General features: G+C 69.6%; 24 protein-coding genes. 14 read left to right on the top strand and 10 right to left on the bottom strand.

Annotation, left to right across the window (positions count from 1 at the left end; all coding sequences use genetic code 11):
• Nucleotides 1-14: 14 nt before the first annotated feature.
• Complete coding sequence (gene trpD / locus AC3RJ6_RS13465; RefSeq protein ID WP_491427582.1) at nucleotides 15-1,067, top strand: anthranilate phosphoribosyltransferase; 1,053 nt, start codon at nucleotides 15-17, stop codon at nucleotides 1,065-1,067.
• A gap of 84 nt (nucleotides 1,068-1,151) precedes the next feature.
• Here trpD and glpK read toward each other — a convergent pair whose 3' ends face one another.
• Nucleotides 1,152-2,666, bottom strand: a complete 1,515-nt coding sequence (gene glpK / locus AC3RJ6_RS13460) for a glycerol kinase GlpK (protein ID WP_491427581.1) — start codon at nucleotides 2,664-2,666, stop codon at nucleotides 1,152-1,154.
• Nucleotides 2,667-2,753: 87 nt separating this feature from the next.
• On the bottom strand, nucleotides 2,754-3,521 hold the full coding sequence (locus AC3RJ6_RS13455; RefSeq protein ID WP_491427580.1) for an MIP/aquaporin family protein: 768 nt from the start codon (nucleotides 3,519-3,521) through the stop codon (nucleotides 2,754-2,756).
• Nucleotides 3,522-3,725: 204 nt separating this feature from the next.
• Here AC3RJ6_RS13455 and dhaK point away from each other — a divergent pair, with 204 nt between their 5' ends.
• From dhaK to dhaM, 3 genes are read left to right on the top strand one after another with little or no spacing between them, the layout of a single operon-like run.
• Nucleotides 3,726-4,727: a dihydroxyacetone kinase subunit DhaK gene (dhaK, locus tag AC3RJ6_RS13450; protein ID WP_491427579.1), complete on the top strand. Its 1,002-nt coding sequence runs from the start codon at nucleotides 3,726-3,728 to the stop codon at nucleotides 4,725-4,727.
• A gap of 20 nt (nucleotides 4,728-4,747) precedes the next feature.
• A complete protein-coding gene (dhaL, locus tag AC3RJ6_RS13445; protein WP_491427578.1) occupies nucleotides 4,748-5,395 on the top strand; it encodes a dihydroxyacetone kinase subunit DhaL in 648 nt (215 codons plus the stop codon).
• Nucleotides 5,392-6,096, top strand: coding sequence for a dihydroxyacetone kinase phosphoryl donor subunit DhaM (gene dhaM / locus AC3RJ6_RS13440; protein WP_491427577.1), 705 nt, complete (start codon nucleotides 5,392-5,394; stop codon nucleotides 6,094-6,096). Before dhaL ends, dhaM begins: the two co-directional genes overlap by 4 nt.
• A gap of 13 nt (nucleotides 6,097-6,109) precedes the next feature.
• On the opposite strand, the gene AC3RJ6_RS13435 is transcribed toward dhaM, so the two are convergent.
• Nucleotides 6,110-6,874, bottom strand: coding sequence for an SDR family NAD(P)-dependent oxidoreductase (locus AC3RJ6_RS13435; protein ID WP_491427576.1), 765 nt, complete (start codon nucleotides 6,872-6,874; stop codon nucleotides 6,110-6,112).
• 32 nt (nucleotides 6,875-6,906) lie between these two features.
• Here AC3RJ6_RS13435 and AC3RJ6_RS13430 point away from each other — a divergent pair, with 32 nt between their 5' ends.
• The 3 genes from AC3RJ6_RS13430 (at nucleotide 6,907) to AC3RJ6_RS13420 (ending at nucleotide 8,248) form a co-directional block, all read left to right on the top strand.
• Entirely contained in the window at nucleotides 6,907-7,308 is a 402-nt protein-coding gene (locus AC3RJ6_RS13430; protein WP_491427575.1) for a hypothetical protein, read from the top strand.
• Nucleotides 7,309-7,392: 84 nt separating this feature from the next.
• On the top strand, nucleotides 7,393-7,869 hold the full coding sequence (locus AC3RJ6_RS13425; protein WP_491427574.1) for a GNAT family N-acetyltransferase: 477 nt from the start codon (nucleotides 7,393-7,395) through the stop codon (nucleotides 7,867-7,869).
• A gap of 37 nt (nucleotides 7,870-7,906) precedes the next feature.
• The gene (locus AC3RJ6_RS13420; protein ID WP_491427573.1) at nucleotides 7,907-8,248 is read left to right on the top strand and encodes a YciI family protein; all 342 of its coding nucleotides are present in this window, start codon (nucleotides 7,907-7,909) and stop codon (nucleotides 8,246-8,248) included.
• Nucleotides 8,249-8,315: 67 nt separating this feature from the next.
• On the opposite strand, the gene AC3RJ6_RS13415 is transcribed toward AC3RJ6_RS13420, so the two are convergent.
• Both AC3RJ6_RS13415 and AC3RJ6_RS13410 read right to left on the bottom strand, forming a co-directional pair.
• Nucleotides 8,316-8,885: a dihydrofolate reductase family protein gene (locus tag AC3RJ6_RS13415; protein WP_491427572.1), complete on the bottom strand. Its 570-nt coding sequence runs from the start codon at nucleotides 8,883-8,885 to the stop codon at nucleotides 8,316-8,318.
• A gap of 564 nt (nucleotides 8,886-9,449) precedes the next feature.
• Nucleotides 9,450-9,917, bottom strand: a complete 468-nt coding sequence (locus tag AC3RJ6_RS13410) for a MarR family winged helix-turn-helix transcriptional regulator (RefSeq protein WP_491427571.1) — start codon at nucleotides 9,915-9,917, stop codon at nucleotides 9,450-9,452.
• Between the two features lie 70 nt (nucleotides 9,918-9,987).
• Between AC3RJ6_RS13410 and AC3RJ6_RS13405 the strand changes: the two genes are divergently transcribed.
• Nucleotides 9,988-10,512 (top strand): hypothetical protein, encoded by a 525-nt coding sequence (locus AC3RJ6_RS13405; RefSeq protein ID WP_491427570.1) that lies wholly within the window; start codon nucleotides 9,988-9,990, stop codon nucleotides 10,510-10,512.
• Here AC3RJ6_RS13405 and AC3RJ6_RS13400 read toward each other — a convergent pair.
• Together AC3RJ6_RS13400 and AC3RJ6_RS13395 are read right to left on the bottom strand one after the other, a co-directional pair.
• Nucleotides 10,450-10,824 carry a hypothetical protein gene (locus AC3RJ6_RS13400; protein ID WP_491427569.1) on the bottom strand — a complete coding sequence of 125 codons (375 nt, stop codon included), beginning with the start codon at nucleotides 10,822-10,824 and terminating at the stop codon, nucleotides 10,450-10,452. The two genes, AC3RJ6_RS13405 and AC3RJ6_RS13400, sit on opposite strands and share 63 nt — an antisense overlap.
• A gap of 70 nt (nucleotides 10,825-10,894) precedes the next feature.
• Nucleotides 10,895-11,545 (bottom strand): hypothetical protein, encoded by a 651-nt coding sequence (locus AC3RJ6_RS13395; protein ID WP_491427568.1) that lies wholly within the window; start codon nucleotides 11,543-11,545, stop codon nucleotides 10,895-10,897.
• Between the two features lie 80 nt (nucleotides 11,546-11,625).
• Here AC3RJ6_RS13395 and AC3RJ6_RS13390 point away from each other — a divergent pair, with 80 nt between their 5' ends.
• Nucleotides 11,626-12,339: a hypothetical protein gene (locus AC3RJ6_RS13390; protein WP_491427567.1), complete on the top strand. Its 714-nt coding sequence runs from the start codon at nucleotides 11,626-11,628 to the stop codon at nucleotides 12,337-12,339.
• 86 nt (nucleotides 12,340-12,425) lie between these two features.
• Here AC3RJ6_RS13390 and AC3RJ6_RS13385 read toward each other — a convergent pair whose 3' ends face one another.
• Nucleotides 12,426-14,801 carry an ATP-binding cassette domain-containing protein gene (locus AC3RJ6_RS13385; RefSeq protein WP_491427566.1) on the bottom strand — a complete coding sequence of 792 codons (2,376 nt, stop codon included), beginning with the start codon at nucleotides 14,799-14,801 and terminating at the stop codon, nucleotides 12,426-12,428.
• Nucleotides 14,802-15,010: 209 nt separating this feature from the next.
• On the opposite strand from AC3RJ6_RS13385, the gene AC3RJ6_RS13380 reads away from it, so the two are divergent.
• The gene (locus AC3RJ6_RS13380) at nucleotides 15,011-15,613 is read left to right on the top strand and encodes an HdeD family acid-resistance protein (RefSeq protein WP_491427565.1); all 603 of its coding nucleotides are present in this window, start codon (nucleotides 15,011-15,013) and stop codon (nucleotides 15,611-15,613) included.
• Between the two features lie 87 nt (nucleotides 15,614-15,700).
• Here the strand turns inward: AC3RJ6_RS13380 and AC3RJ6_RS13375 are convergent, their stop codons facing one another.
• On the bottom strand, nucleotides 15,701-16,468 hold the full coding sequence (locus AC3RJ6_RS13375; protein ID WP_491427564.1) for an SDR family oxidoreductase: 768 nt from the start codon (nucleotides 16,466-16,468) through the stop codon (nucleotides 15,701-15,703).
• A 71-nt stretch (nucleotides 16,469-16,539) separates the two neighbouring features.
• Here AC3RJ6_RS13375 and AC3RJ6_RS13370 point away from each other — a divergent pair, with 71 nt between their 5' ends.
• The 4 genes from AC3RJ6_RS13370 to AC3RJ6_RS13355 all read left to right on the top strand — a co-directional run bounded on the left by AC3RJ6_RS13370 (nucleotide 16,540) and on the right by AC3RJ6_RS13355 (nucleotide 19,264).
• Nucleotides 16,540-17,073: an NfeD family protein gene (locus tag AC3RJ6_RS13370; protein WP_491427563.1), complete on the top strand. Its 534-nt coding sequence runs from the start codon at nucleotides 16,540-16,542 to the stop codon at nucleotides 17,071-17,073.
• The gene (locus tag AC3RJ6_RS13365; protein ID WP_491427562.1) at nucleotides 17,073-18,056 is read left to right on the top strand and encodes an SPFH domain-containing protein; all 984 of its coding nucleotides are present in this window, start codon (nucleotides 17,073-17,075) and stop codon (nucleotides 18,054-18,056) included. The genes AC3RJ6_RS13370 and AC3RJ6_RS13365 overlap by 1 nt, the downstream gene beginning before the upstream one ends.
• A gap of 5 nt (nucleotides 18,057-18,061) precedes the next feature.
• Complete coding sequence (locus tag AC3RJ6_RS13360) at nucleotides 18,062-18,817, top strand: glycerophosphodiester phosphodiesterase family protein (protein WP_491427560.1); 756 nt, start codon at nucleotides 18,062-18,064, stop codon at nucleotides 18,815-18,817.
• Nucleotides 18,818-18,901: 84 nt separating this feature from the next.
• The gene (locus tag AC3RJ6_RS13355) at nucleotides 18,902-19,264 is read left to right on the top strand and encodes an RNA polymerase-binding protein RbpA (RefSeq protein WP_491427559.1); all 363 of its coding nucleotides are present in this window, start codon (nucleotides 18,902-18,904) and stop codon (nucleotides 19,262-19,264) included.
• On the opposite strand, the gene lnt is transcribed toward AC3RJ6_RS13355, so the two are convergent.
• Nucleotides 19,261-20,865, bottom strand: coding sequence for an apolipoprotein N-acyltransferase (lnt, locus tag AC3RJ6_RS13350; protein WP_491427558.1), 1,605 nt, complete (start codon nucleotides 20,863-20,865; stop codon nucleotides 19,261-19,263). The genes AC3RJ6_RS13355 and lnt overlap by 4 nt on opposite strands.
• Between the last annotated feature and the right edge of the window lie 8 nt (nucleotides 20,866-20,873).

Below are 20,873 nucleotides of genomic sequence, written 5' to 3'. Positions count from 1 at the left end.
ATAGGATCGGCAGCATGCCCGCGCACCAGAATTGGCCAGACATCCTGAACTCCCTCCTGCAGGGCGAAGACCTCAGCGTTTCCGATGCCGCGTGGTGCATGGAGCAGGTCATGACCGGCCAGGCGACCGAGGCCCAGCTCGCCGCTTTCCTCGTCGCGCTCCGCATCAAGGGGGAGACCGTCGACGAGATCGTCGGCTTCCGAGACGCGGTGCTCGACCACGCGGTGCCGCTGCCCGCCGACCCCATGGCGCTCGACATCGTCGGCACGGGCGGCGACCGGTTCGGCACGGTGAACGTGTCGACGATGGCGTCGATCGTCGCGGCGGCGGCAGGCGTGCCCGTCATCAAGCACGGCAACCGTGCCGCGAGCAGCGCCTCGGGCTCGTCGGACGTGCTCGCGGCGCTGGGCCTCGACCTCGCACTCGCACCCGAGCGGGTCGCGTCGGTGCTCGAGGACGCCGGCATCACGTTCGCCTACGCGGCGGCGTTCCACCCGGGCTTCCGCCACGCCGGGCCGGTTCGCGCCCAGTTGGGCGTCGCCACGGTGTTCAACTTCCTCGGGCCGCTCTGCAACCCGGCCCGGCCCGAGGCGTCCGCCGTGGGCGTCGCCCACCTCGATCGGGTTCCGCTCATCGTCGGCGTCTTCCAGACGCGCGGGGCGACGGCGCTCGTGTTCCGCGGCGACGACGGACTGGACGAGCTGACGACCACGGGCCACTCCCACGTCTGGGAGGTGTCGGGCGGCACCGTGAAGGAGCACGACCTCGATCCGCGCGACCTCGGCATTCCGCGCGCGACCATCGACCAGCTCACCGGCGGCGACGCGGTGCACAACGCGGCGATCGTGCACGAGGTGCTCGGCGGCGCACGCGGCCCGATCCGCGACATCGTCGTCCTCAACGCGGCGGCCGGCCTCGTCTCGTTCGATCTCGCGAAGGACCCCGGTCAGTTCCAGCGGCCGATCCTCGACCGCTTCCGCGACAAGATGGCCGTCGCCGAGGAGGCGATCGACAGCGGTGCCGCCGCCGCCAAGCTCGAACAGTGGATCGCGGCGACCAAGCGCTGACGAACTGATCGTCGGCGGGGTTCCGGCATCCCCCCGGAGACGGAAGGAGGGCCCGTGGTTCCACGGGCCCTCCTTCGACGTCGATCACTGCACGTCGTCGTCGACCCAGTCGAAGGTCTTCGTCACGGCCTTCTTCCAGAGTCGCAGGCGGCGTTCGCGCTCCTCGGGGGCCATCGCCGGCTCCCAGCGCGAGTCCTCCTGCCAGTTGGCGCGGAGCTCGTCGAGATTCGCCCAGAACCCCACCGCGAGCCCGGCCGCATACGCGGCGCCGAGGGCGGTCGTCTCGGCGACGACGGGACGAACGACGGGCACGCCGAGGATGTCGGCCTGGAACTGCATGAGCGTGTTGTTCGCGATCATGCCGCCGTCGACCTTCAGCTCGGTGAGCTCGACGCCCGAGTCGGCGTTCACCGCGTCGAGGACCTCCCGCGTCTGGAAGGCGGTCGCCTCGAGTGCGGCCCGGGCGATGTGGCCCTTGTTCACGAACCGGGTGAGGCCGACGAGCGCGCCGCGCGCATCGGGTCGCCAATACGGCGCGAACAGGCCCGAGAACGCCGGCACGAAGTACGCGCCGCCGTTGTCCTCCACCGTCTTCGCCAGGTCTTCGACCTCTGGCGCGGACTGGAACAGGCCGAGGTTGTCGCGCAGCCACTGGATGAGCGACCCGGTGACGGCGATCGATCCCTCGAGTGCGTAGTGCGGAGCGTCATCGCCGAGCTTGTAGCCGAGCGTCGTCAACAGGCCGTTCTTCGAGTGGACGATCTCCTCGCCGGTGTTGAAGATGAGGAAGTTGCCGGTGCCGTAGGTGTTCTTCGACTCGCCGGGGTCGAAGGCGGCCTGGCCGAAGGTCGCCGCCTGCTGGTCGCCGAGGATGCCGGCCACGGGAACCTCCCGAAGGAGGCTCGACGGCTCGACGTTGCCGTAGACCTCCGACGACGACTTGATCTCGGGCAGCATCGAGCGGGGCACGTCGAACGCCGCGAGGATCTCGTCGTCCCACTGCAGGGTCTCGAGGTCCATGAACATCGTGCGGCTGGCGTTCGTGACGTCGGTCGCGTGCACGCCGCCGTCGGGTCCGCCCGTGAGGTTCCAGAGCACCCAGCAGTCGGTGGTGCCGAACAGCAGGTCGCCGGCCTCGGCCTTCTCGCGGGCACCGGGCACGTTCTCGAGGATCCAGACGATCTTCGTGCCCGAGAAGTAGGTCGCGAGCGGCAGGCCGACCTGCTGCTTGAACCGTTCGACGCCGCCGTCGGCCGCGAGGCGGTCGACGATCGGCTGGGTCCGCGTGTCCTGCCAGACGATGGCGTTGTAGACGGGCTCGCCGGTGCGGCGGTCCCAGACCACGGCGGTCTCGCGCTGGTTGGTGATGCCGACCGCGGCGATGTCGTGTCGGGTCAGGTCGGCCTTGCCGAGCGCCTGGCCGATCACTTCGCGGGTGTTGCGCCAGATCTCGGCGGGGTCGTGCTCGACCCAGCCGGCCTTCGGGAAGATCTGCTCGTGCTCGAGCTGTCCGGTCGCGACGATCGATCCGGCCTTGTCGAAGATGATCGCGCGCGAGCTCGTGGTGCCCTGGTCGATCGCGAGGATGTAATCGGGCATGGGTTCCTCTCATTCCTGCGCGCAGCACGACACGGCGCGCACGTTTCGTGTGGAGTCGAGTCGGTTCGGTGGCGGTGCTCCCGCGGCCTACGTGATCACCGGCAGCAGCACGAGGGCCGCCCAGCCGGCGATGAGTCCGCCGATGATCGGGCCGACGACCGGCACCCACGAGTACGACCAGTCGGAGCCGCCCTTGCCCTTGATCGGCAGGATGGCGTGCGCGATTCGCGGCCCGAGGTCGCGTGCCGGGTTGATGGCGTAGCCGGTCGGACCACCGAGCGAGGCGCCGATGCCGATCACGAGCAGCGCCACCGGCAGCGCGCCGAGCGATGCGAGCCCGGCGGGGTCGCCGTTGCGACCGAAACCCACGACCACGAACACGAGCACGAAGGTGCCGATGATCTCGGTGATGAGGTTCCAGCCGTACGACCGGATGGCCGGACCCGTCGAGAACACGCCGAGCTTGTTCGCCGCGTCGGGCTCTTCGTCGAAGTGCTGCTTGTAGGCGAGCCAGCACACGACGGCGCCGATGATCGCACCGATCATCTGCGCGCCGATGTAGGTCGCGATGGATGCGCCGTCGATCGGCACCCCCGGCACGAACTCGGTCTTGCCTTCGCCGAGCAGGTTGACCGTGAGCCCGAGCGTCACCGCCGGGTTGATGTGCGCTCCGGATGCGTAGGAGACGATGACGCCGGCGAAGACCGCGAGGCCCCAGCCGATGTTCACCATGAGGAACCCGCCGTTGTGCCCCTTGTTGCGGATGAGCGCGACGTTCGCGACCACACCGCAACCGAGCAGCACCAGCATGGCGGTGCCGACCAGTTCCGAAAGGAAGATGGTGCCGAGATTCATGTGCAACCCCCTTCGTTGCGGTGCGTCGTCGCAGCCGCTCGTCTGTCACGATAGCGCCGTGACCCCTTCGGGGGGAACGATCCGCCGCGAGTTCGGCGAGCGCCCTTACGGCCGAGTGCTCTCGGGGCGTAGGTTTGCCGGGGGAGCGCTGCGTCGGGGCGGCCGCGCCGCGACGGGCCCCTGACGAAGACGGAAGGGGTGACGATGAAGAAGATCATCAACGACCCGAAGCGCGTCGTCGACGAGTCGGTCGCGGGGTTCGCGCTCGCGCACGCCGACCTCGTTCGCGTGGAGGTCGATCCGATCCGGGTGGTGCGGGCCGACGCACCCATCGCGGGCAAGGTCGGCCTGGTCAGCGGGGGCGGCAGCGGGCACGAGCCGCTGCACGCGGGGTTCGTCGGATTCGGCATGCTCGACGCCGCGGTGCCCGGAGCGGTGTTCACCTCTCCGACGCCCGACCCCATCCTCGAGGCGACGAAGGCCGTCGACGGGGGTGCGGGCGTGCTCCACATCGTGAAGAACTACACGGGCGACGTGCTCAACTTCGAGACCGCGGCCGATCTCGCCGCGGCGGAGGGCATCGAGGTGCGGGCGGTCGTCACGAACGACGACGTCGCGGTTCGCGACTCGCTCTACACGGCCGGACGGCGCGGCGTCGCCGGAACCGTGCTCGTCGAGAAGATCGCGGGTGCCGCGGCCGAGCGAGGCGACTCGCTCGCCGAGGTCGCCGCGATCGCGGAGCGCGTCAACGCGGGCGCCCGGTCGATGGGGCTCGCTCTCACGCCGTGCGTCGTCCCGCATGCGGGCGAGCCGAGCTTCACGCTCGCCGATGACGAGATCGAGATCGGCATCGGCATCCACGGCGAGCCCGGACGTGAGCGAATCGGGCTCGAACCGGCCGACCGCCTCGTCGACCGCCTCCTCGACCCGATCCTCGAGGACCTGCCGTACGAATCGGGCGAGCAGACGCTGCTGTTCGTGAACGGCATGGGCGGAACGCCGCAGATCGAGCTCTACATCGCCTACCGGCGTGCCGCCGAGGTCCTCGCCGAACGAGGCATCCGCATCGCTCGCTCGCTCGTCGGCAGCTACATCACCTCGCTCGAGATGCAGGGGATGTCGATCACGCTGTTGAAGCTCGACGACGAGATGATCGAACTCTGGGATGCCCCGGTGCAGACACCTGCACTCCGTTGGGGTCGGTGACGGAAGAAGAAGGAGGATGGGTGGGCCTCGACATCACGTGGGCGGTCGATTGGACGCGGCGGAGCGCCGAACGCATCGGCGAGCATCGGGTGGACCTCATCACTCTCGACCGTGAGATCGGCGACGGCGACCACGGCGAGAACATGGATCGCGGGTTCCAGGCGGTCGCGGCGAAGCTCGACGATCTCTCGGCCGGTGCCGAGCCCGCCGACGTGCTGAAGCTCGTCGCCACCACGCTCATCTCGACGGTCGGCGGCGCCGCTGGCCCGCTCTACGGCACGGCGTACCTGAAGGCAGCGGCTGCCGTCGCGGGCGAGGTCTCGCTCGACGGGTCCGCGATCGCGCGCATGCTCGAGGCGGCGCGAGACGGAATCGTGCTCCGCGGCAAGGCCGAACCGGGCGACAAGACCATGGTCGACGCCTGGACCCCGGCCGTCGACGCGGCGGCTGCGGCGGCCGCGTCGGGCGCCGACGCGAGCGAGGTGCTCGACGCCGCGGCATCCGCCGCCGAACAGGGCGCGGTGGCCACAGAGCCTCTCGTCGCCCGGAAGGGGCGTGCGAGCTACCTCGGCGAGCGTTCGGCGGGGCACCGCGATCCGGGCGCGGAATCCAGCGCCCTGCTGCTGCGTGCCGCCGCGGACGCCGCCGACGGGGCGGCCGGAGCATGACGGCAGCGGGCACGGTCGGGCTCGTCGTCGTCTCGCATTCGGCGGAGATCGCGGCAGGGCTCGTGAAGCTGGCCCGGCAGATGGCCCCGACGGTCGCGCTCGTCGCGGCCGGCGGCACCGACGACGGCCGCATCGGCACGAGCTTCGACCTCGTCACCGCCGGGGTGGCCGAGGCGGACTCGGGCGCGGGAGTCGTCGTGCTGTGCGACCTCGGCTCGGCCATCCTCACCGCCGAGACGGTGCTCGACTTCCTCGACGACGACGCCCGCGCCCGCACGAGGATCGCCGACGCCCCGCTCGTCGAGGGCGCCGTCGCCGCGGCGGTCGCGGCGGAGTCGGGCGACGACCTCGACGCGGTCGTGCGCGCCGCCGAGAGCGCTCGCGGCGGGCCCGCGGGCTCGACGGATGCGGGCGACACGGCGACGTCGGCGGGATCGGCCGGCCCCGCGGCATCCGGTTATTCGCGCACCGTGACCCTCGTGAACAACGACGGCCTGCATGCCCGGCCCGCCGCCGAGCTCGTGAAGCTCGCGGCGCGCTACCCGCAGCGCATCACCGTCAACGGCGCCGACGCGAAGAGCCTGCTCGGGATCATGTCGCTCGGGCTGACCAAGGGGGCCGCGCTCGAGATCGCGAGCGAGGACGCCGAGGCCGTCGAGGCGATCGCGGCGCTCGCGCGATCCGGTTTCGGCGAGGCGTGACGGGCGGCGGCGATCAGTTCCCGCCGGCGATCCTGATGTCGGCTCCCGAGGTGTAGCTCGCGTCGTCCGAGAGCAGGTACGCGACCGCGCCTGCGATCTCGCGCGGCTCGCCGGGACGCCGCATCGGAATGCCGGGGGCTCGCTCATCGGGGGCGTGCGGCCTGCCGCCTGCGGCGTGGATCTCGGTGCGCGTCGTGCCCGGGGACACGGTGTTGACGCGAACGCCGGCCGGGCCGAACTCCTTCGACGCGCCGGTGGTGAGCGCATTCAGCGCGGCCTTGCTCATCGCGTAGTGGATGTAGGTGTTCGGCGCGCCCGACTTCGCCGCCCCCGAGGAGATGTTCACGATCGAACCGCCCGCGCCGCCCCGGTCGGTCGCCATGTGCTCGATCGCCGCCCGGGTGATGACGAGCGGCGCGAGCACGTTGATGCGGAACACCGCCTCGACCTCGTCGAGCGGCACGTCGAGGAACGGGCCGATCCGGCCGGTGACGCCCGCATTGTTGACGAGGCCCGTGACCCTGCCGAACGCGTCGATCGCCGCCGGTACCACGGTCGCCGCCGCGTCGAGATCGGCGAGGTCCACCTGCAGGACGAGCACCCGTGCGCCGGACGCCGTGCACCGCCGGGCGACCGCGTCGGCGTCGTCGGCTCGATCGCGATACGTGATCACGAGGTCGTGCCCCTCGGCGGCGAGGCGCTCGGCGATGGCGGCGCCGATGCCGCGGCTCGCGCCGGTGATGATCGTGACCGGGCGGGGGAGCGAGGCATCCGTCATCGGCCCAGCCTACGCGCGTGCGACCCCGGTGCGTGCGCGAGGAGCTCTCGCGCGCCTCTGGTGATGAGGATGCCTCGGGGCGTACGATCTCCCGTATGGCACGCGACGCGGCGAGCCGCCCAGACGACGGCAACGCATTCACGAGGTTCTTCGATCGAGTGGACAACGCACTCGAGCCGATCTTCGGCGCACCGCCCATCACCGAGGGCACCGATCAGGCCGACGAGCGGGAGTTGCAGGAGCGCCCGTGCCCTGTCTGCGGGCGTCCGATCTTCGAACATACGTTCGATGACGCCAACGGCAACATCGTCATGACCTGCCCGACCGACGAGCGGCTGCCCGAGCGGTCGACGACGGTACCGCTCAACGAGCTCGGCATGCCCGCCACCGGGCGCCGGCTCGAGCGGTACGAGGAACGCGAAGCCGCTGGCTGAGCCGGGGGAACACCGGGGGACCCGGGGGAGTGCGCCGCTCGAGGGGGAGCGGCGCACGTCGGCGGCCCGTGCCAGCATGGGTGCATGACGACGGTGACCGTGCGGGCGATGACGCCGGCCGAGTACGACGAATGGCAGCTCGAGATCGCGCACGCGTACGCCGATGAGCAGGTCGCTGCCGGCAGCTGGCCGCGCGAGGGCGCGGTGGAGCGAGCGCTCGGCGAGAATGCGCGACTGCTGCCGGGCGGGCTCGCGACGCCACGCATGCTCGTCTTACGCGGGGTCGACGAGGACGGCGCTCCCGTCGGGCGCGCCTGGGTCGGGCTCGACCGCCCGCGCGGCGCGCCCGGTGTCGCGTTCCTCTACGACCTCGAGATCCTCGAATCGCGTCGGGGGAGCGGGCTGGGGCGCGCTCTCCTCCTGGCGGTCGAGGCGGCCGCCCGGTCGGCGGGTGCGGCGGCGCTCGAACTCAACGTCTTCGGCCGCAACAGCGTGGCGATCGCGCTCTACGATTCGGCGGGGTACGAGGTCACGACCCAGCAGATGCGGAAGGAGCTGTGAGCGCCTGGAGCCGCTCGACACGAAGGAGTGCGATTCGATGACGAAGTACCTGATCTCGTTCCCGAGCGGAGCGATGAAGGTCTCTGCAGATGACCTGCCCGCCGTGGCGGACGCCGCCCATGCGGTCGTCCGAGCGGCGAAGGAGGCGGGCGTCTGGGTCTTCGGCGGCGGAATCGACGAGAGCATCCCGCCGGTGCTGGTCGAGGGTGACGGCACGATCACGCAGGGCACCTATCGCGAGACCCGTCGCCTCGAGGGCGGGTACACGGTGCTCGAGCTGCCCGGGCGCGACGATGCGCTGGCGTGGGCGGCGAAGATCGCTGCAGCCTGCCGGTGCGCACAGGAGGTGCGCGCCTTCCAGTACGACCCCGAGAGCTGACGGGGTGGCACCGAAGCCGAGGAGGACCCGAAGGGCAAGGTGGTCGCATACGACGCAGGGGATCAGGTCACGTCGAAGCCGTCGCGGGCCGGTAGCGCATGGCGACCGCCCCTGAGCCGAACTCGTGGCGGTCCACGAGCTCGAGCCGGATGCGCTCGTGCAGGCCCGCGAGCAGCGTCGGCCCGTGGCCGGCGAGGACCGGCTGCACGACGAAGACGTACTCGTCGATCAGGCCCAGATCCGCCAAGGCGAGGGGGAGTGTCACGCCGCCCACGAACAGGCCCTCGCCGGGCTCCTGCTTGAGTCGTCGAACCGCCGGCCCGACGTCGCCCGACATCAACTCGGCATTCCAGTCGACCTCGCTCAGCGTGCTCGACACGACGTGCTTCTTCGCCCGATCGATGGTCTCGGCGAACGGGATCTCCCACTCGTCCATCCAGTCGGGCCAGATGCCGGTCGTCGGCCGACGCCACGCGGACTCCATCATCCCGTAGGTCACCCGACCGAAGAGGAGTGCATCGGCTCGCTCGATCTCCGAGGTCCAGTAGCGCATTGACTCCTCGTCGGGCGGGAGCCCCGCCTCGTGATGGCAGCAGCCGTCGAGCGTGACGTTGATCGCGTAGCGAAGCGGTCTCATCTCGTCGCTCTCCCTCGATGCGCACGGGGTGTCCTCACCGGACGGTACTCAGACTAGCGTCGGTGCGATTTTCGTCTCTGCAGCTCGCACACAAGAGTTGAGCGCCCGTCACCGCGACACCGCGCGGGGAGGTCTCACGGGAATCGAAACGGGGTGCTGCCAGGCGTTGTGCTCCGCTCGAGGCTGCCGGGGGACCGGCTTTTGGACGCCGCCCGTCAAGTGAGTGAGGCGGCGACAAACAGTAGAAGCAACCCCATTCCGAGCCCGACGGAGCCCACCACGACAACCATCCATCTGCGAAGGTCAGCGCCGCTCTCATCGAACTTGACTCGAAGCCGCTTGAAGATCGGGTGGGACCAGATGAGAAGGCTTGATCCGAATACGATCTGGGCGAAGCCGATCGCGTAGATCGGCCACACGAGCCACGAGTCTGTCTCGGATCCGATCTCCGGTGAGAAAGGGCACTGACGGTGCCCGACATCGATGCACGTGCTCACCGTATGTTCCGACATAATGTGCATTATCGGCGCATTGCGTACGGCAGCGACCCAGCTCGTGGACGACTTACTCGGACGACGATTCGCGGGTGCTCACCGCTGGTGATCCAAGCCCGGTGAGCATGCGCGCGAGCACTGACTTCAGCCCGTCGAGTTCGACGGCATCGACCGACGCGAACAGTTCACCTGCGACGGCGCTCGTGCGCTCCTGGACCGCCTTCAGGGCGTGTTCGCCATCGCTCGTCAGGCTGAGGATCGATACGCGACGATCCGTCGCGGACGGCATCCTGACGAGCAATCCGAGTCGGTCGAGTTCGTCGACCGTGCGCACCATGCCGGTCTTGTCGGTATTGAGTCGCGCAACGAGGTCGCGCTGCGTCTGCACGCCGTCCCTGATCATGAACATGACCGACGCGTGCCGGGTCGTGAGGCTGAGTGGTTGCAGCGCCACGTTCAGCCGCTGCGCGGCCGCCGTATACACCTGGTGGAACAGCACTCCCACCTCGATGGCGGCGCGCTCCTCCGGGGTGCTCATGGTTCGAGTCTCCCCCAAGATAGATCCATTTGCAATAGATTCAATTGGAGCTATTTGCTACGATCCGGATATGTCGATGCTCGACGATCACGCGAATGGGCGCCGTTGGCCCATGACGCTGCTCCGGCTCTCACTCGTGCTCACCTCCGCCCTGCTGTTCGGGCAGGCCGTGCTGGCGGGCCTCTTCATGGGCGGAGTGCGCCTGGCCTTCGACCTGCACCGCGAGACGGCGACGGTGGCGGGCATCGTCCTCATGGTGGCCATCATCGCCGCCATCCTCGCCAGCGCGCTGAGCCATGCACCTCGCTGGCCGATCGTCGCTACGGTCGGCCTGCTCGCACTCATGTCGCTGCAGGCGTTCGCCGGCTTCCGTTCGTTGGTCGCGATGCACGTCCCGCTCGGCGTGCTCGTCATCACGCTCAGCGTCGCGCTCACGGTGTGGGCCTCGCGGTGGCACTCCCCCGGTGAACGGGGCTCGGGCGCGAAGCGAAATTTCGCCGGGCGACCGGCCGATGAGCCCGAGGCCGTCAACTCACTCGAATCCGACCACCGACAGGCATCGGGCCACGGCGGCGGTGTCCGTCGCGAGCGATGATGCCGACTCAGCACTGACCCGTCCCGCTGCCGCGAGATCGTCGATCTTCGGCTGCAGGTTCGTCAGCTTGACCAGGGCGTCGTCGTTCTTGCCGCCGCCCGCGAGTGCCGAGGCATCCCCGACGTGCTTCAGCAGCCCCGCACGCTCCTTGTCGGCCTTCACACCGTCGATGGGCACTGTGGTCACGTCGGATTGAAGCTGCGCGAACGCGTCGGCACACGTCGTGGCGGCGATCGCACCCGTGCTGCCGCTCACCGCCAGAATCGACGCGAGGAACGCGGTCGTCACCGCAGCCGGAACTCGAGCAAGCATCGTGGACTCCTTCTCGTGGTGGACGGGATCCTCGGCCCGCTCGTGCCGCGCGTCGAGGGACTCCGGCGAGTCACCGCCTCGAGTCGATGACCGACACCGTGCGCGTCGGGGCCGGTCGATTGGCCAGCACGATCGCGAGCACGCCGAGGAAGATCGACGCACCGCCCCGGACGACCTGGTCGAGTCCGACCACTGCGAAGAGCACTTGCTGCGACTCGATGCCGCCGGCGAACACGAGGAACTGGAGCGCCGTGCTGACGGCCACCCCGGCGAACGCCCAGGCAGGCGCCCAATTCCATGGCGGTGGGATCACGCCAGCTCGTCCGATCTGCACGACGGCGACGAGCACGACGACGGCGTTCACGAGCGAGAGCGTCTCGCCGAGAATCATCGTCGGAAGCGTGTTCGCGGAGTCGATCGGTACGAACGCGAAGACGGCCATCTCGGCGAGGCTCCAGACCGCGACGAGCACGAGCGCCGTCGTTCCGAGGGGGCGACGCGCGGTGACGCTCCCCCGACCACGGATCCCGAAGGCGAACACGAGCATCGCCAGCGCGTAGAGGAGCTCGCCGACGAGCCCGGGCCCGGGAACGGCGAACGCCCACGACTGCTCCGCGAACCCGATGACCGTGGAGGCCAGGAGCAACGAACCGCCGAGCACCCACGCGCGCCGCCGGTCGGAGAAGCGTTCCGCGTCGTCGCGGAGAGCGTCGGCTGTCATGACCGCAAGGCTACTTCCCGGGGGCCCGCGGTGGACGATTTCCGCGCAAGCTCGTCGGACGTGTGTGGCAGCCTCGGATCATGGATGCCGCCGACGAGACGACGCACGCGCTCTCCCTGCGCTGGCCGGCCACGATGCTTCCGGATGGGGCGACCGACGACGGGCGCGACCCCGACCGAGTTGCGATCGACGTCGTGAACACCGCCGGCACGCGCTGGTCGCCGGGCGATGCCGACGCGTTCCACGTCGCCGGTGTGCTCGTCCGCCCCGGCGAGATGCCGCACGGTGTCGCGTTCGGCCACGTCGGCGGAGCCGACCCAGCGTTCGCACTCGACCCGGGCGAGTACGTCCGCACCCGGGTGCACGCGTCGACCGACTGGAGCACGATGCGGCCAGGGCGCTACGAATTGCACGCGTGGCTCGTGCACCTCGGAGTGCGCACTCGTGCGCCGCTCCCGCTCGTCGTGACTGCCGAGGCGATCGATCGGCGAGCACGCCGAGCGCTCGGCCCACCGGCAGCGCCGTCGCCCGACTCGCACGCGGTCGAAGAACGCGCCGGGACGCTCCGTGCGATGCTCGCCGCATTCCACCGCTCCGTCGAAGTCATGGACGCCATCACCGGCGCGTCGTCGGACGAAGACGCACGACGACGAGTCGCCGAACTGCTCGACTGCACGCCGACCGTCGCCGTCGCCGTCTGCGCCATGCAGCTCAGACGATTCGCCCCCGAGCAGCGCGACCGGATCCGGCGAGAACTCGAGGACCTCGACCGACGTCCTGATGCGAAGGCCTGATCCCGGGGTCCGGGCAGCGCCACGTGGCGCGATGAAAGGCATCCGCCGGCACCCGACCGCCGAACTCGGCCACGTGAGCGGCCGATTCAGGATGCCTCGGCGCCCACGTACTCCGCGAGGTGCTGCCCGGTCAGGGTCGACCGGGCGGCGACGAGCTCGGCCGGGGTCCCCTCGAACACGATGCGACCGCCGTCGTGGCCGGCTCCCGGGCCGAGGTCGATGATCCAGTCGGCGTGCGCCATCACGGCCTGGTGGTGCTCGATGACGATCACCGACTTGCCCGAGTCGACCAGACGGTCGAGCAGCCCGAGGAGGTTCTCGACGTCGGCCAGGTGGAGTCCCGTCGTCGGCTCGTCCAGTACGTAGACGTCGCCCTCCTCCCCCATCGCGATCGCGAGCTTCACACGCTGTCGCTCGCCGCCGGAGAGTGTCGACAGCGGCTGACCGAGCGTGAGGTACCCGAGGCCGACGTCCTCGAGGCGGCCGAGGATCTTCGCCGCGGCGGCGATCTTCGCCTCGCCGTCGGAGAAGAACTCCCGCGCCTGTGCGACGGGCAGATCGAGCACCTCGGTGATATCGAGCCCGCCGAGCTTGTAGTCGAGCACGGCCGCCTGGAACCGCTTGCCGCCGCAGTCCTCGCACGGGGTCTCGATCGTGTCCATGAACCCGAGCTCGGTGATGATGACGCCCGACCCCTTGCAGGTGGGGCACGCTCCCTCGGAGTTCGCGCTGAAGAGCGCGGGCTTCACGCCGTTCGCCTTCGCGAACGCCTTGCGGATCGGCTCGAGGAGTCCGGTGTAGGTGGCGGGGTTGCTGCGGCGCGAACCCTTGATCGCGCCCTGGTCGATCGAGACGACGCCGTCGCGCCCCGACACCGAGCCGTGGATGAGCGAGCTCTTGCCGGAGCCCGCGACGCCCGTCACCACCGTGAGCACCCCGAGCGGAATGTCGACGTCGACGCCCTCCAGGTTGTTCGCGCTCGCATCGCGGACCTCGATCGCCCCGCTCCCCGAACGCACGTCGGGCTTGAGCGCCGCACGATCGTCGAGGTGCCGGCCGGTGAGCGTGCCGCTGGCCTTCAGCCCGTCGACCGTCCCCTCGAAGCAGATCTCGCCGCCGTTGCCGCCCGCGCCCGGGCCGAGGTCGACCACGTGGTCGCCGATCGCGATCGTCTCGGGCTTGTGCTCGACGACGAGCACCGTGTTGCCCTTGTCGCGCAACTGGAGGAGCAGCGTGTTCATGCGCTGGATGTCGTGCGGGTGCAGTCCGATCGTGGGCTCGTCGAACACGTAGGTCACGTCGGTGAGCGACGAGCCGAGATGCCGCAGCATCTTGATGCGCTGCGCCTCGCCGCCCGACAGGGTGCCCGAGGGACGTTCGAGGCTCAGGTAGCCGAGGCCGAGGGTGACGAAGGCGTCGAGGTTGGCGCCGAGCGCTGCGAGCAGGGGCCCCGCCTCGGGCTTGTCGAGCCCGCGCACCCACTCGGCGAGGTCGGTGACCTGCATGCGGCAGGCGTCGGCGATGCTGATGCCGTCGATCTTCGACGATCGCGCGCCCTCGGTGAGCCGGGTGCCGTCGCACTCGGGGCACTTCGCGAAGGTCGCCACGCGCTCGACGAAGGCGCGGATGTGCGGCTGCAGCGCGTCGAGATCCTTCGAGAGCATCGACTTCGTGATCTTCGGGATGAGCCCCTCGTAGGTCATGTTGATGCCGCTGATCTTGACCTTGGTGACCTCGCCGTAGAGGAAGAGGTGCCGCTGCTTCTCGGTGAACTGGGAGATCGGCTTGTCGGCGGGATAGAACCCCGACTGCGAGAAACCCTTCACCATCCACCCGTCGGCGGTGTAGCCGGGCACCATGATGGCGCCTTCGTCGAGCGACTTCGACTCGTCGACGATCTGCGAGAGGTCGAGGTCGGAGACCGAGCCGCGACCCTCGCAGCGCGGGCACATGCCGCCGAGGTAGATCGCGTCCTTGACGATCTTCTTCTCGCCGCCGGGACCCGTCATCACGCCGCTCGCGCGCTGCGTCGGGATGTTGAACGAGAACGCGGTCGGCCCGCCGATGTAGGGATCGCCGAGCTTCGAGAACAGGATGCGCAGCATCGCGTTCGCGTCGGTCACGGTGCCGACCGTCGAGCGCGGGTTGGCGCCGAGGCGCTCCTGGTCGACGAGGATGGCTGTGGTCAGCCCCTCGAGCACGTCGACGTCGGGCCGGGGTACTGAGGGCATGAATCCCTGCACGAACGCGCTGTAGGTCTCGTCGATCAGGCGGCGCGATTCCGCCGCGATCGTGTCGAAGACGAGCGAGCTCTTGCCCGACCCCGAGACGCCCGTGAACACGGTCAGCCGGCGCTTCGGCAGGTCGACGTCGACGTTCTTGAGGTTGTTCTCACGGGCACCGCGCACACTGATCCGTTCGTGGCGGTCGGCGGGGTTCGGCGCGTTCTTCTCGGTGGCCATGTGGTCTAGATTGTCACGGGCGCGGACGATGAGGCACATGCGGGTCACGCTAGCCGCGGCATCCCGGCCGCCGCTTCTCGATTCGTGACCGAACCGCTACGCCACCGCCCCGGTTCGTCGCATCGCGACGCGCGGGTTCACATCCGATACCCAGACACTCTTCGGCAATAGCCTTGGCGGGCACGGTTCACCCCCTGAAAGGACAGGTCATGTCTTCACCGCAGCCATCCGGGTTCTTCGCCACGTTCTCGCTCGACGCCGAGGAGTTGTCGAAGTCGGCGATCAACACGGTCCGCACGACGCTCGGCATCAGCGGTGCCGTCGCGCTCATCGTGGGCCTGCTGATCACCTTCTGGCCGAAGGACTCGGCCGTCGTGCTCACGGTCATCCTCGGCATCTACCTCGTGATCGCGGGCATCGCCTACCTCGGCCTCGGCATCTTCTCGAAGGGCATCTCGGGCGGAGCGAGGACGCTCGACATCATCCTCGGCCTCCTCTTCATCATCGGCGGCGTCTTCGCGCTCTCGAACCCGACCGAGAGCGCCGTCGTGCTCGGCATCTTCCTCGGCATCCTGATCGGTGTGCTGTGGATCGTGGAGGGCATCGTCGCGCTCGCGCAGCTCGGTGACGCACCCTCGAAGGGATGGGCGATCTTCTTCGGCATCCTGAGCATCATCGCGGGCATCGTGCTGCTGTTCTCGCCGCTCTACGTGGTCGTGCTGTGGTGGATCATCGGCATCAGCCTGATCGTGCTCGGCATCATCCAGATCGTGCGTGCGTTCACGTTCGGCAAGGGCGTCAAGACCGCCTGAACCTGCTCGTGCGCCCTGCGCGCATGAAGAAGGCCGGCCCCGGATGCTCCGGGGCCGGCCTTCTTCGTCGCGCGAGTCGTGCGGTGCTCAGCCCTCGCTCGCGAAGCCCGAGATGTCGCCGACGTAGCGCGTGTGGTCGGCGGGAACCGGGTCGACGGCGGCCGAGGCGACCTCGGCGGCGAACTCGGCGACGTTGTAGAGGCGGCCGGCATCCTGTTTGCGGGCGTCGATCGCACCGGGGTTGGCGCGCTCGAGGAGCGTCGCGGTGATCGTGCCCTCGATCATGTCGCCCGAGACGACGACGAACTCGACCCCGGCGGCGTCGAACTCGGGCAGCTTCGCGCGAAGCGCGTCTTCACCGGCGCGCTTCGAGAGGGCGACAGGCTCGTACTCGGGCATCGTCGGGGTGGTGCGGATGAAGTGCGCCTGGTGGCTCGTGACGAAGACGATGCGAGCGCCGTCGGCGAGGTGCGGCAGCGCGCCCTCGACGACGTTGACCTGCGCGTCGCGGTTGAGCCGCATCGCGTAGTCCTCGCCGAGGCCCGTCTCCATGCCCCCTGACGCGTTCAGCACGAGCACGTCGATCGGGCCGAGTTCGGCGACGGTGCGCTCGAACATCGCCGCGACCGACGCCGGGTCGGTGAGGTCGGCGCCGACGGCGATCGCGGTGCCGCCGGCCGCGGTGATCTCGGCGACCACCTTGTCGGCGCGCGGTGCCTTGCTGCGGTAGTTGACGACGACCGAGGCGCCGGCCTCGGCGAGGTAGCGGGCGGTGTCGGCACCGATGCCGCGCGACGAACCGGTCACGAGTGCGACGCGGCCGGCGAGCGAGCCGGGGGCGAGTGGATTGGTCACGGAGGCTCCTCGATGGTCTGAGCGCCGCGGGGTCGACCCCGCGCGGCCGAACCGAGACTATCAACTCCCCCATGCCGCGCCGGGCACTGCTAGTTTCGAGGGAAGCCGACCGCGTGCGAAGGAGACCCGATTTGGATGTGCTGACCCAGTACGCGTGGATCGTCTGGCTGGTGCTGATCCTGGCGTTCGCGACGATCGAGGTCTTCACGCTCGAGATGACGTTCCTGATGCTCGCCCTCGGCAGCGTCGCGGGCCTGCTCTCCGGATTGTTCGGCATTCCCTGGTGGGCGCAGTTCATCATCGCGGCGGTCGTGGCCGTGGCGCTCATGCTGGTGCTCAGGCCGCCGCTGCTGCGCGCGCTGCGCCGGGGCGGCGACCCCGCGCGCAGCAACATCGACGCACTCATCGGCGCCGAGGGCACGGTCGTGCAGACGGTCGGCGGCAACGGGGGCCAGGTTCGCCTGCAGAACGGCGAGACGTGGACGGCGCGCCTCTCCCCCGCGACCGAGCAGGCCGACGTACCGGTCGGCGAGCGGGTGCTCGTCACCGGGATCGATGGCGCGACGGCGGTCGTCGTGCCGGTAGAGAGGAGCACCACCGAGTAATGGACGTGCCCAGCATCATCGTGACGATCGTCGTCATCGCGATCGTCATCTTCGTCATCGTCGTCATCGCGCGGTCGATCAGGATCATCCCGCAGGCATACGCGGGCATCGTGGAGCGGCTCGGCCGCTATCACAAGACGCTCACGCCGGGCCTCAATCTGCTGGTGCCGTTCATCGACCGGTTGCGCCCGCTCGTCGACATGCGCGAGCAGGTCGTCTCGTTCCCGCCGCAGCCCGTCATCACCGAGGACAACCTCGTCGTCTCGATCGACACGGTCGTCTACTTCCAGGTGACCGACGCGCGTGCCGCGACGTACGAGATCGCGAACTATCTCGGTGCGGTCGAGCAGCTGACGACGACGACCCTCCGAAACGTCGTCGGCGGGCTCAATCTCGAAGAGGCGCTCACCTCGCGCGACAACATCAACGGCCAGCTGCGCGTCGTCCTCGACGAGGCGACCGGCAAGTGGGGCATCCGCGTGTCGCGCGTCGAGCTCAAGGCGATCGACCCGCCCATCTCCATCCAGGACTCGATGGAGAAGCAGATGCGCGCCGAGCGGGACCGCCGTGCACTCATCCTGACCGCCGAGGGCACGAAGCAGTCGGCGATCCTCACGGCCGAGGGCGAGCGGCAGGCGGCGATCCTCCAGGCCGAGGGTGACGCGAAGGCCGCCGTGCTGCGGGCGCAGGGCGAGGCCGAGGCCATCCTCACGGTCTTCGACGCCATCCACAAGGGCGACCCCGACCCGAAGCTGCTCGGCTACCAATACCTCCAGATGCTGCCCCAGCTCGCGCAGGGCGACGCCAACAAACTCTGGGTGATTCCGAGCGAGCTCACCGAGGCGCTCAAGGGCATCGGTCGTGCGTTCACTCCCCCGGCCCCCGGGGCGGCGCCTGTGCCGGGCGCGACGCAGCCGGCGGCACCCACGGCCGACGCGCCCCGATCCCCGTCTGGGCAGTATCCGCAGTACCCGCAGGCCTGAACCACGTGGCCTCGACGTACTTCGACATCCCGGGCCCCCGTGTGCTGGCGCACCGGGGGCTCGCGCTCGACGCCCCCGAGAACACCCTGCTCGCCTTCGCGAAGGCGATCGCGGCGGGAGCCCATTATCTCGAGACCGACGTGCGCACCTCGCACGACGGCGACTCGGTGATCGCGCACGACGAATCACTCGCACGCGTCGCCGGGCGCGACGTCGCGGTCTCGCAGCTCACGATGGCTGAGCTGCGCCGCATCGACCTCGGCCACGGACAGGGGCTGCCCTCGCTCGAAGAGGCGCTCGACGCCTTTCCCGACGCCCGGTTCAACATCGACGTGAAAGACGAGCGCGCCGTCGATCCGACGGTTGCGGCCATCACGCGCACGCGATCGGCTGCGCGCGTACTCGTCACGAGCTTCTCCGATCGCCGCCGTCGTCGGATCGCGCGCCTCCTGCCCGACACGGTCGGCTCGGTCGGCGCCACCGGTGTGCTCGCATTCAGGCTCGCGTCGTTCGTGCACTCCCGCGGGCTCGCCGCGCAGGCCCTTCGCGGTGCGCGGGCGCTCCAGATCCCCGAGCGGACGGGGCCGCTCCGGCTCGTCACCCGGCCGCTCCTCGACACCGCTCATGCGCTCGGTGCCGAGGTCCACGTCTGGACGGTCAACGACCCCGGCGACATGACGCGACTCCTCGACCTCGGCGTCGACGGGCTCGTGACCGACCGGGCGGATGTCGCCCTCCGGGTGATCGCCGACCGAACCTGAGAATTCCCCGCGAAACTTCAGGCTTCGGAAAGGGAACGTCCAGCTTGATCGTTGAGACTGTCAGACGATCGAGAGGAGAACGCCATGGCGGATCGGAGCCTTCGGGGCATGCGGATCGGTGCGCAGAGCCTGCAGAGCGAAGACGGCGTGGTGTTCGCCGACCGCGCCGAGTACACGTACAAGTGCGAGACCTGCGGCCGGGACACGACGATGGTGTTCTCGACCGAGGCCGAGATCCCCGAGACGTGGGAGTGCCGTCACTGCGGCGCGTCTGCCGTGCTGCTCGTCGACTCGAAGCCGGTCGAGATCGACCGCTCGGGCGAGAAGGTCGCCCGCACCCACTGGGACATGCTGCTCGAGCGCCGCACCATCCCCGAGCTCGAAGAGCTGCTCGAGGAGCGCCTCCAGTACCTGCGCGCCCGTCGCGGCCAGAAGGTCGGCGCCTAGCCTTCCAGTGCTTCTTCGTCAGGGTCGACCGTCGGGTCGGCCCTTTCGTCGTCCTCCCTCGGGCCGCCAGTCGAGCGTTGGCGCGCGAGGACGCCCGCGGCGACGAGCCCCGCGATCGACCCGAACACGATGACGATCGCGACCCACGAACCGAGCACGACCGACGGCGTGAGCCCGTGCCTGAGCTCGACGTCGGTGACCATCGCCCCCGCCTCGTAAGCGGGCAGCGAATCGACGGTGCGCCCCGACGGGTCGATCACCTGGCTCGTGCCGACGGTCGAGATGTTCACGACCGACCGGCCGGTCTCGATCGCCCGCAGGCGCGCGATCGCCAGCTGCTGCTGGTTCTCGTCGGTGCCCCGGAAGTCGGCGTTGTTCGTCTGGAACATGTACAGCTCGGCGCCCTCGCGAGCACCCTGCCAGATCACGTCGTCGTAGATGACGTCGAAGCAGATCGCGAGTCCGGCGACGGCGTCGCCCAGGTCGAACACCGGAGAGTTCACGCCGGGTGAGTACCCGCGCTGGACGAGCCCGGTCAGGTCGGGCACGATCGCGTCGTAGAACCACCGATCGGGGATGTACTCGCCGAACGGCACGGGGTGACGCTTGTCGTAGCTGTCGACGGCGCCCTCACCGGCTCGCCACAGCAGCGACGTGTTGAAGTACTCGTCGTCGCGTGTCGTGACCGTGTTGAGCACGATCGGCGCGTCCAGGCGTTCGCCGAGCGTGTCGAAGATGCCCGCGGCCGCGTCGCTGCGCGTGGGATCGATGTCGGACCCGCCTTCGGGCCACAGCAGCACGTCGATGCCCGGCTCCTCGAGCACGGGTTCGGTGGCCGCGAGCTGCGCCGAGAGCACGTCGCCGGGTTCGCGCTCGTCGAAGTAGCCGGAGGGGCCGTTGCCCTGCACGCTCGCGACCGTGAGCTCGCCCGCGGGCGTCGTGGGGAAGGCGGGCACGAGCACCGCAGCGATCGTCGCGGCGACGACGGGGAGCGCCGTCCGGAGATCTCGCCAGCCGCGCAGGCGCACCCATTCGATGATGCCCGCGACGATCGCGACCATGACGAAGCCGAGGCCCGTCGAACCGACCCACGCCACCGCCTCGGCGAAGGGACTCTCCGACTGGCTGAGCGCGGCGCGCCCCCACGGGAATCCGCCGTACGGCATGGTGCCTGCGGCCGTCTCGCGGACGATCCAGAGCCCGGCGACGAGCAGCGGGAGCCACACCAGCCGCACCCAGCGGGAGGCGCTCGCCCGGGGCACCCAGCGGTACGCCAGTGCGATGAGCACCGCGCCTCCTGCCATGAAGAACGATTCGAAGACCGACAGGGCGAGCCACGGGATCGGGCCGAGGTAGAGCGAGGTCCACGACACGTGCTGCAGGTAGAACGCGAGGCCGAACACGAACCCGACGAGCGCCGCGCTCCAGGCGCGACGACCGATCAGCGGCAGGAGCGCGAGCGCGATGCCGACGAAGGCGAGCGGCCATGCCGAGACGTCGGGGAAGCCGAGGTCGTAGACGAGGCCGCCCGCGGCCGAGACGACGACGGCCGCCCACAACGGCAGCGGCAGGAGACGGCGGCGCGCGGGGGTCGATGGCACCAGATCAG

The sequence above is a fragment of the Agromyces cucurbitae genome, from assembly GCF_058349945.1.
Note: the sequence above shows the minus strand (reverse complement) of the source record. Positions and strands in the feature narration are given on the sequence as shown.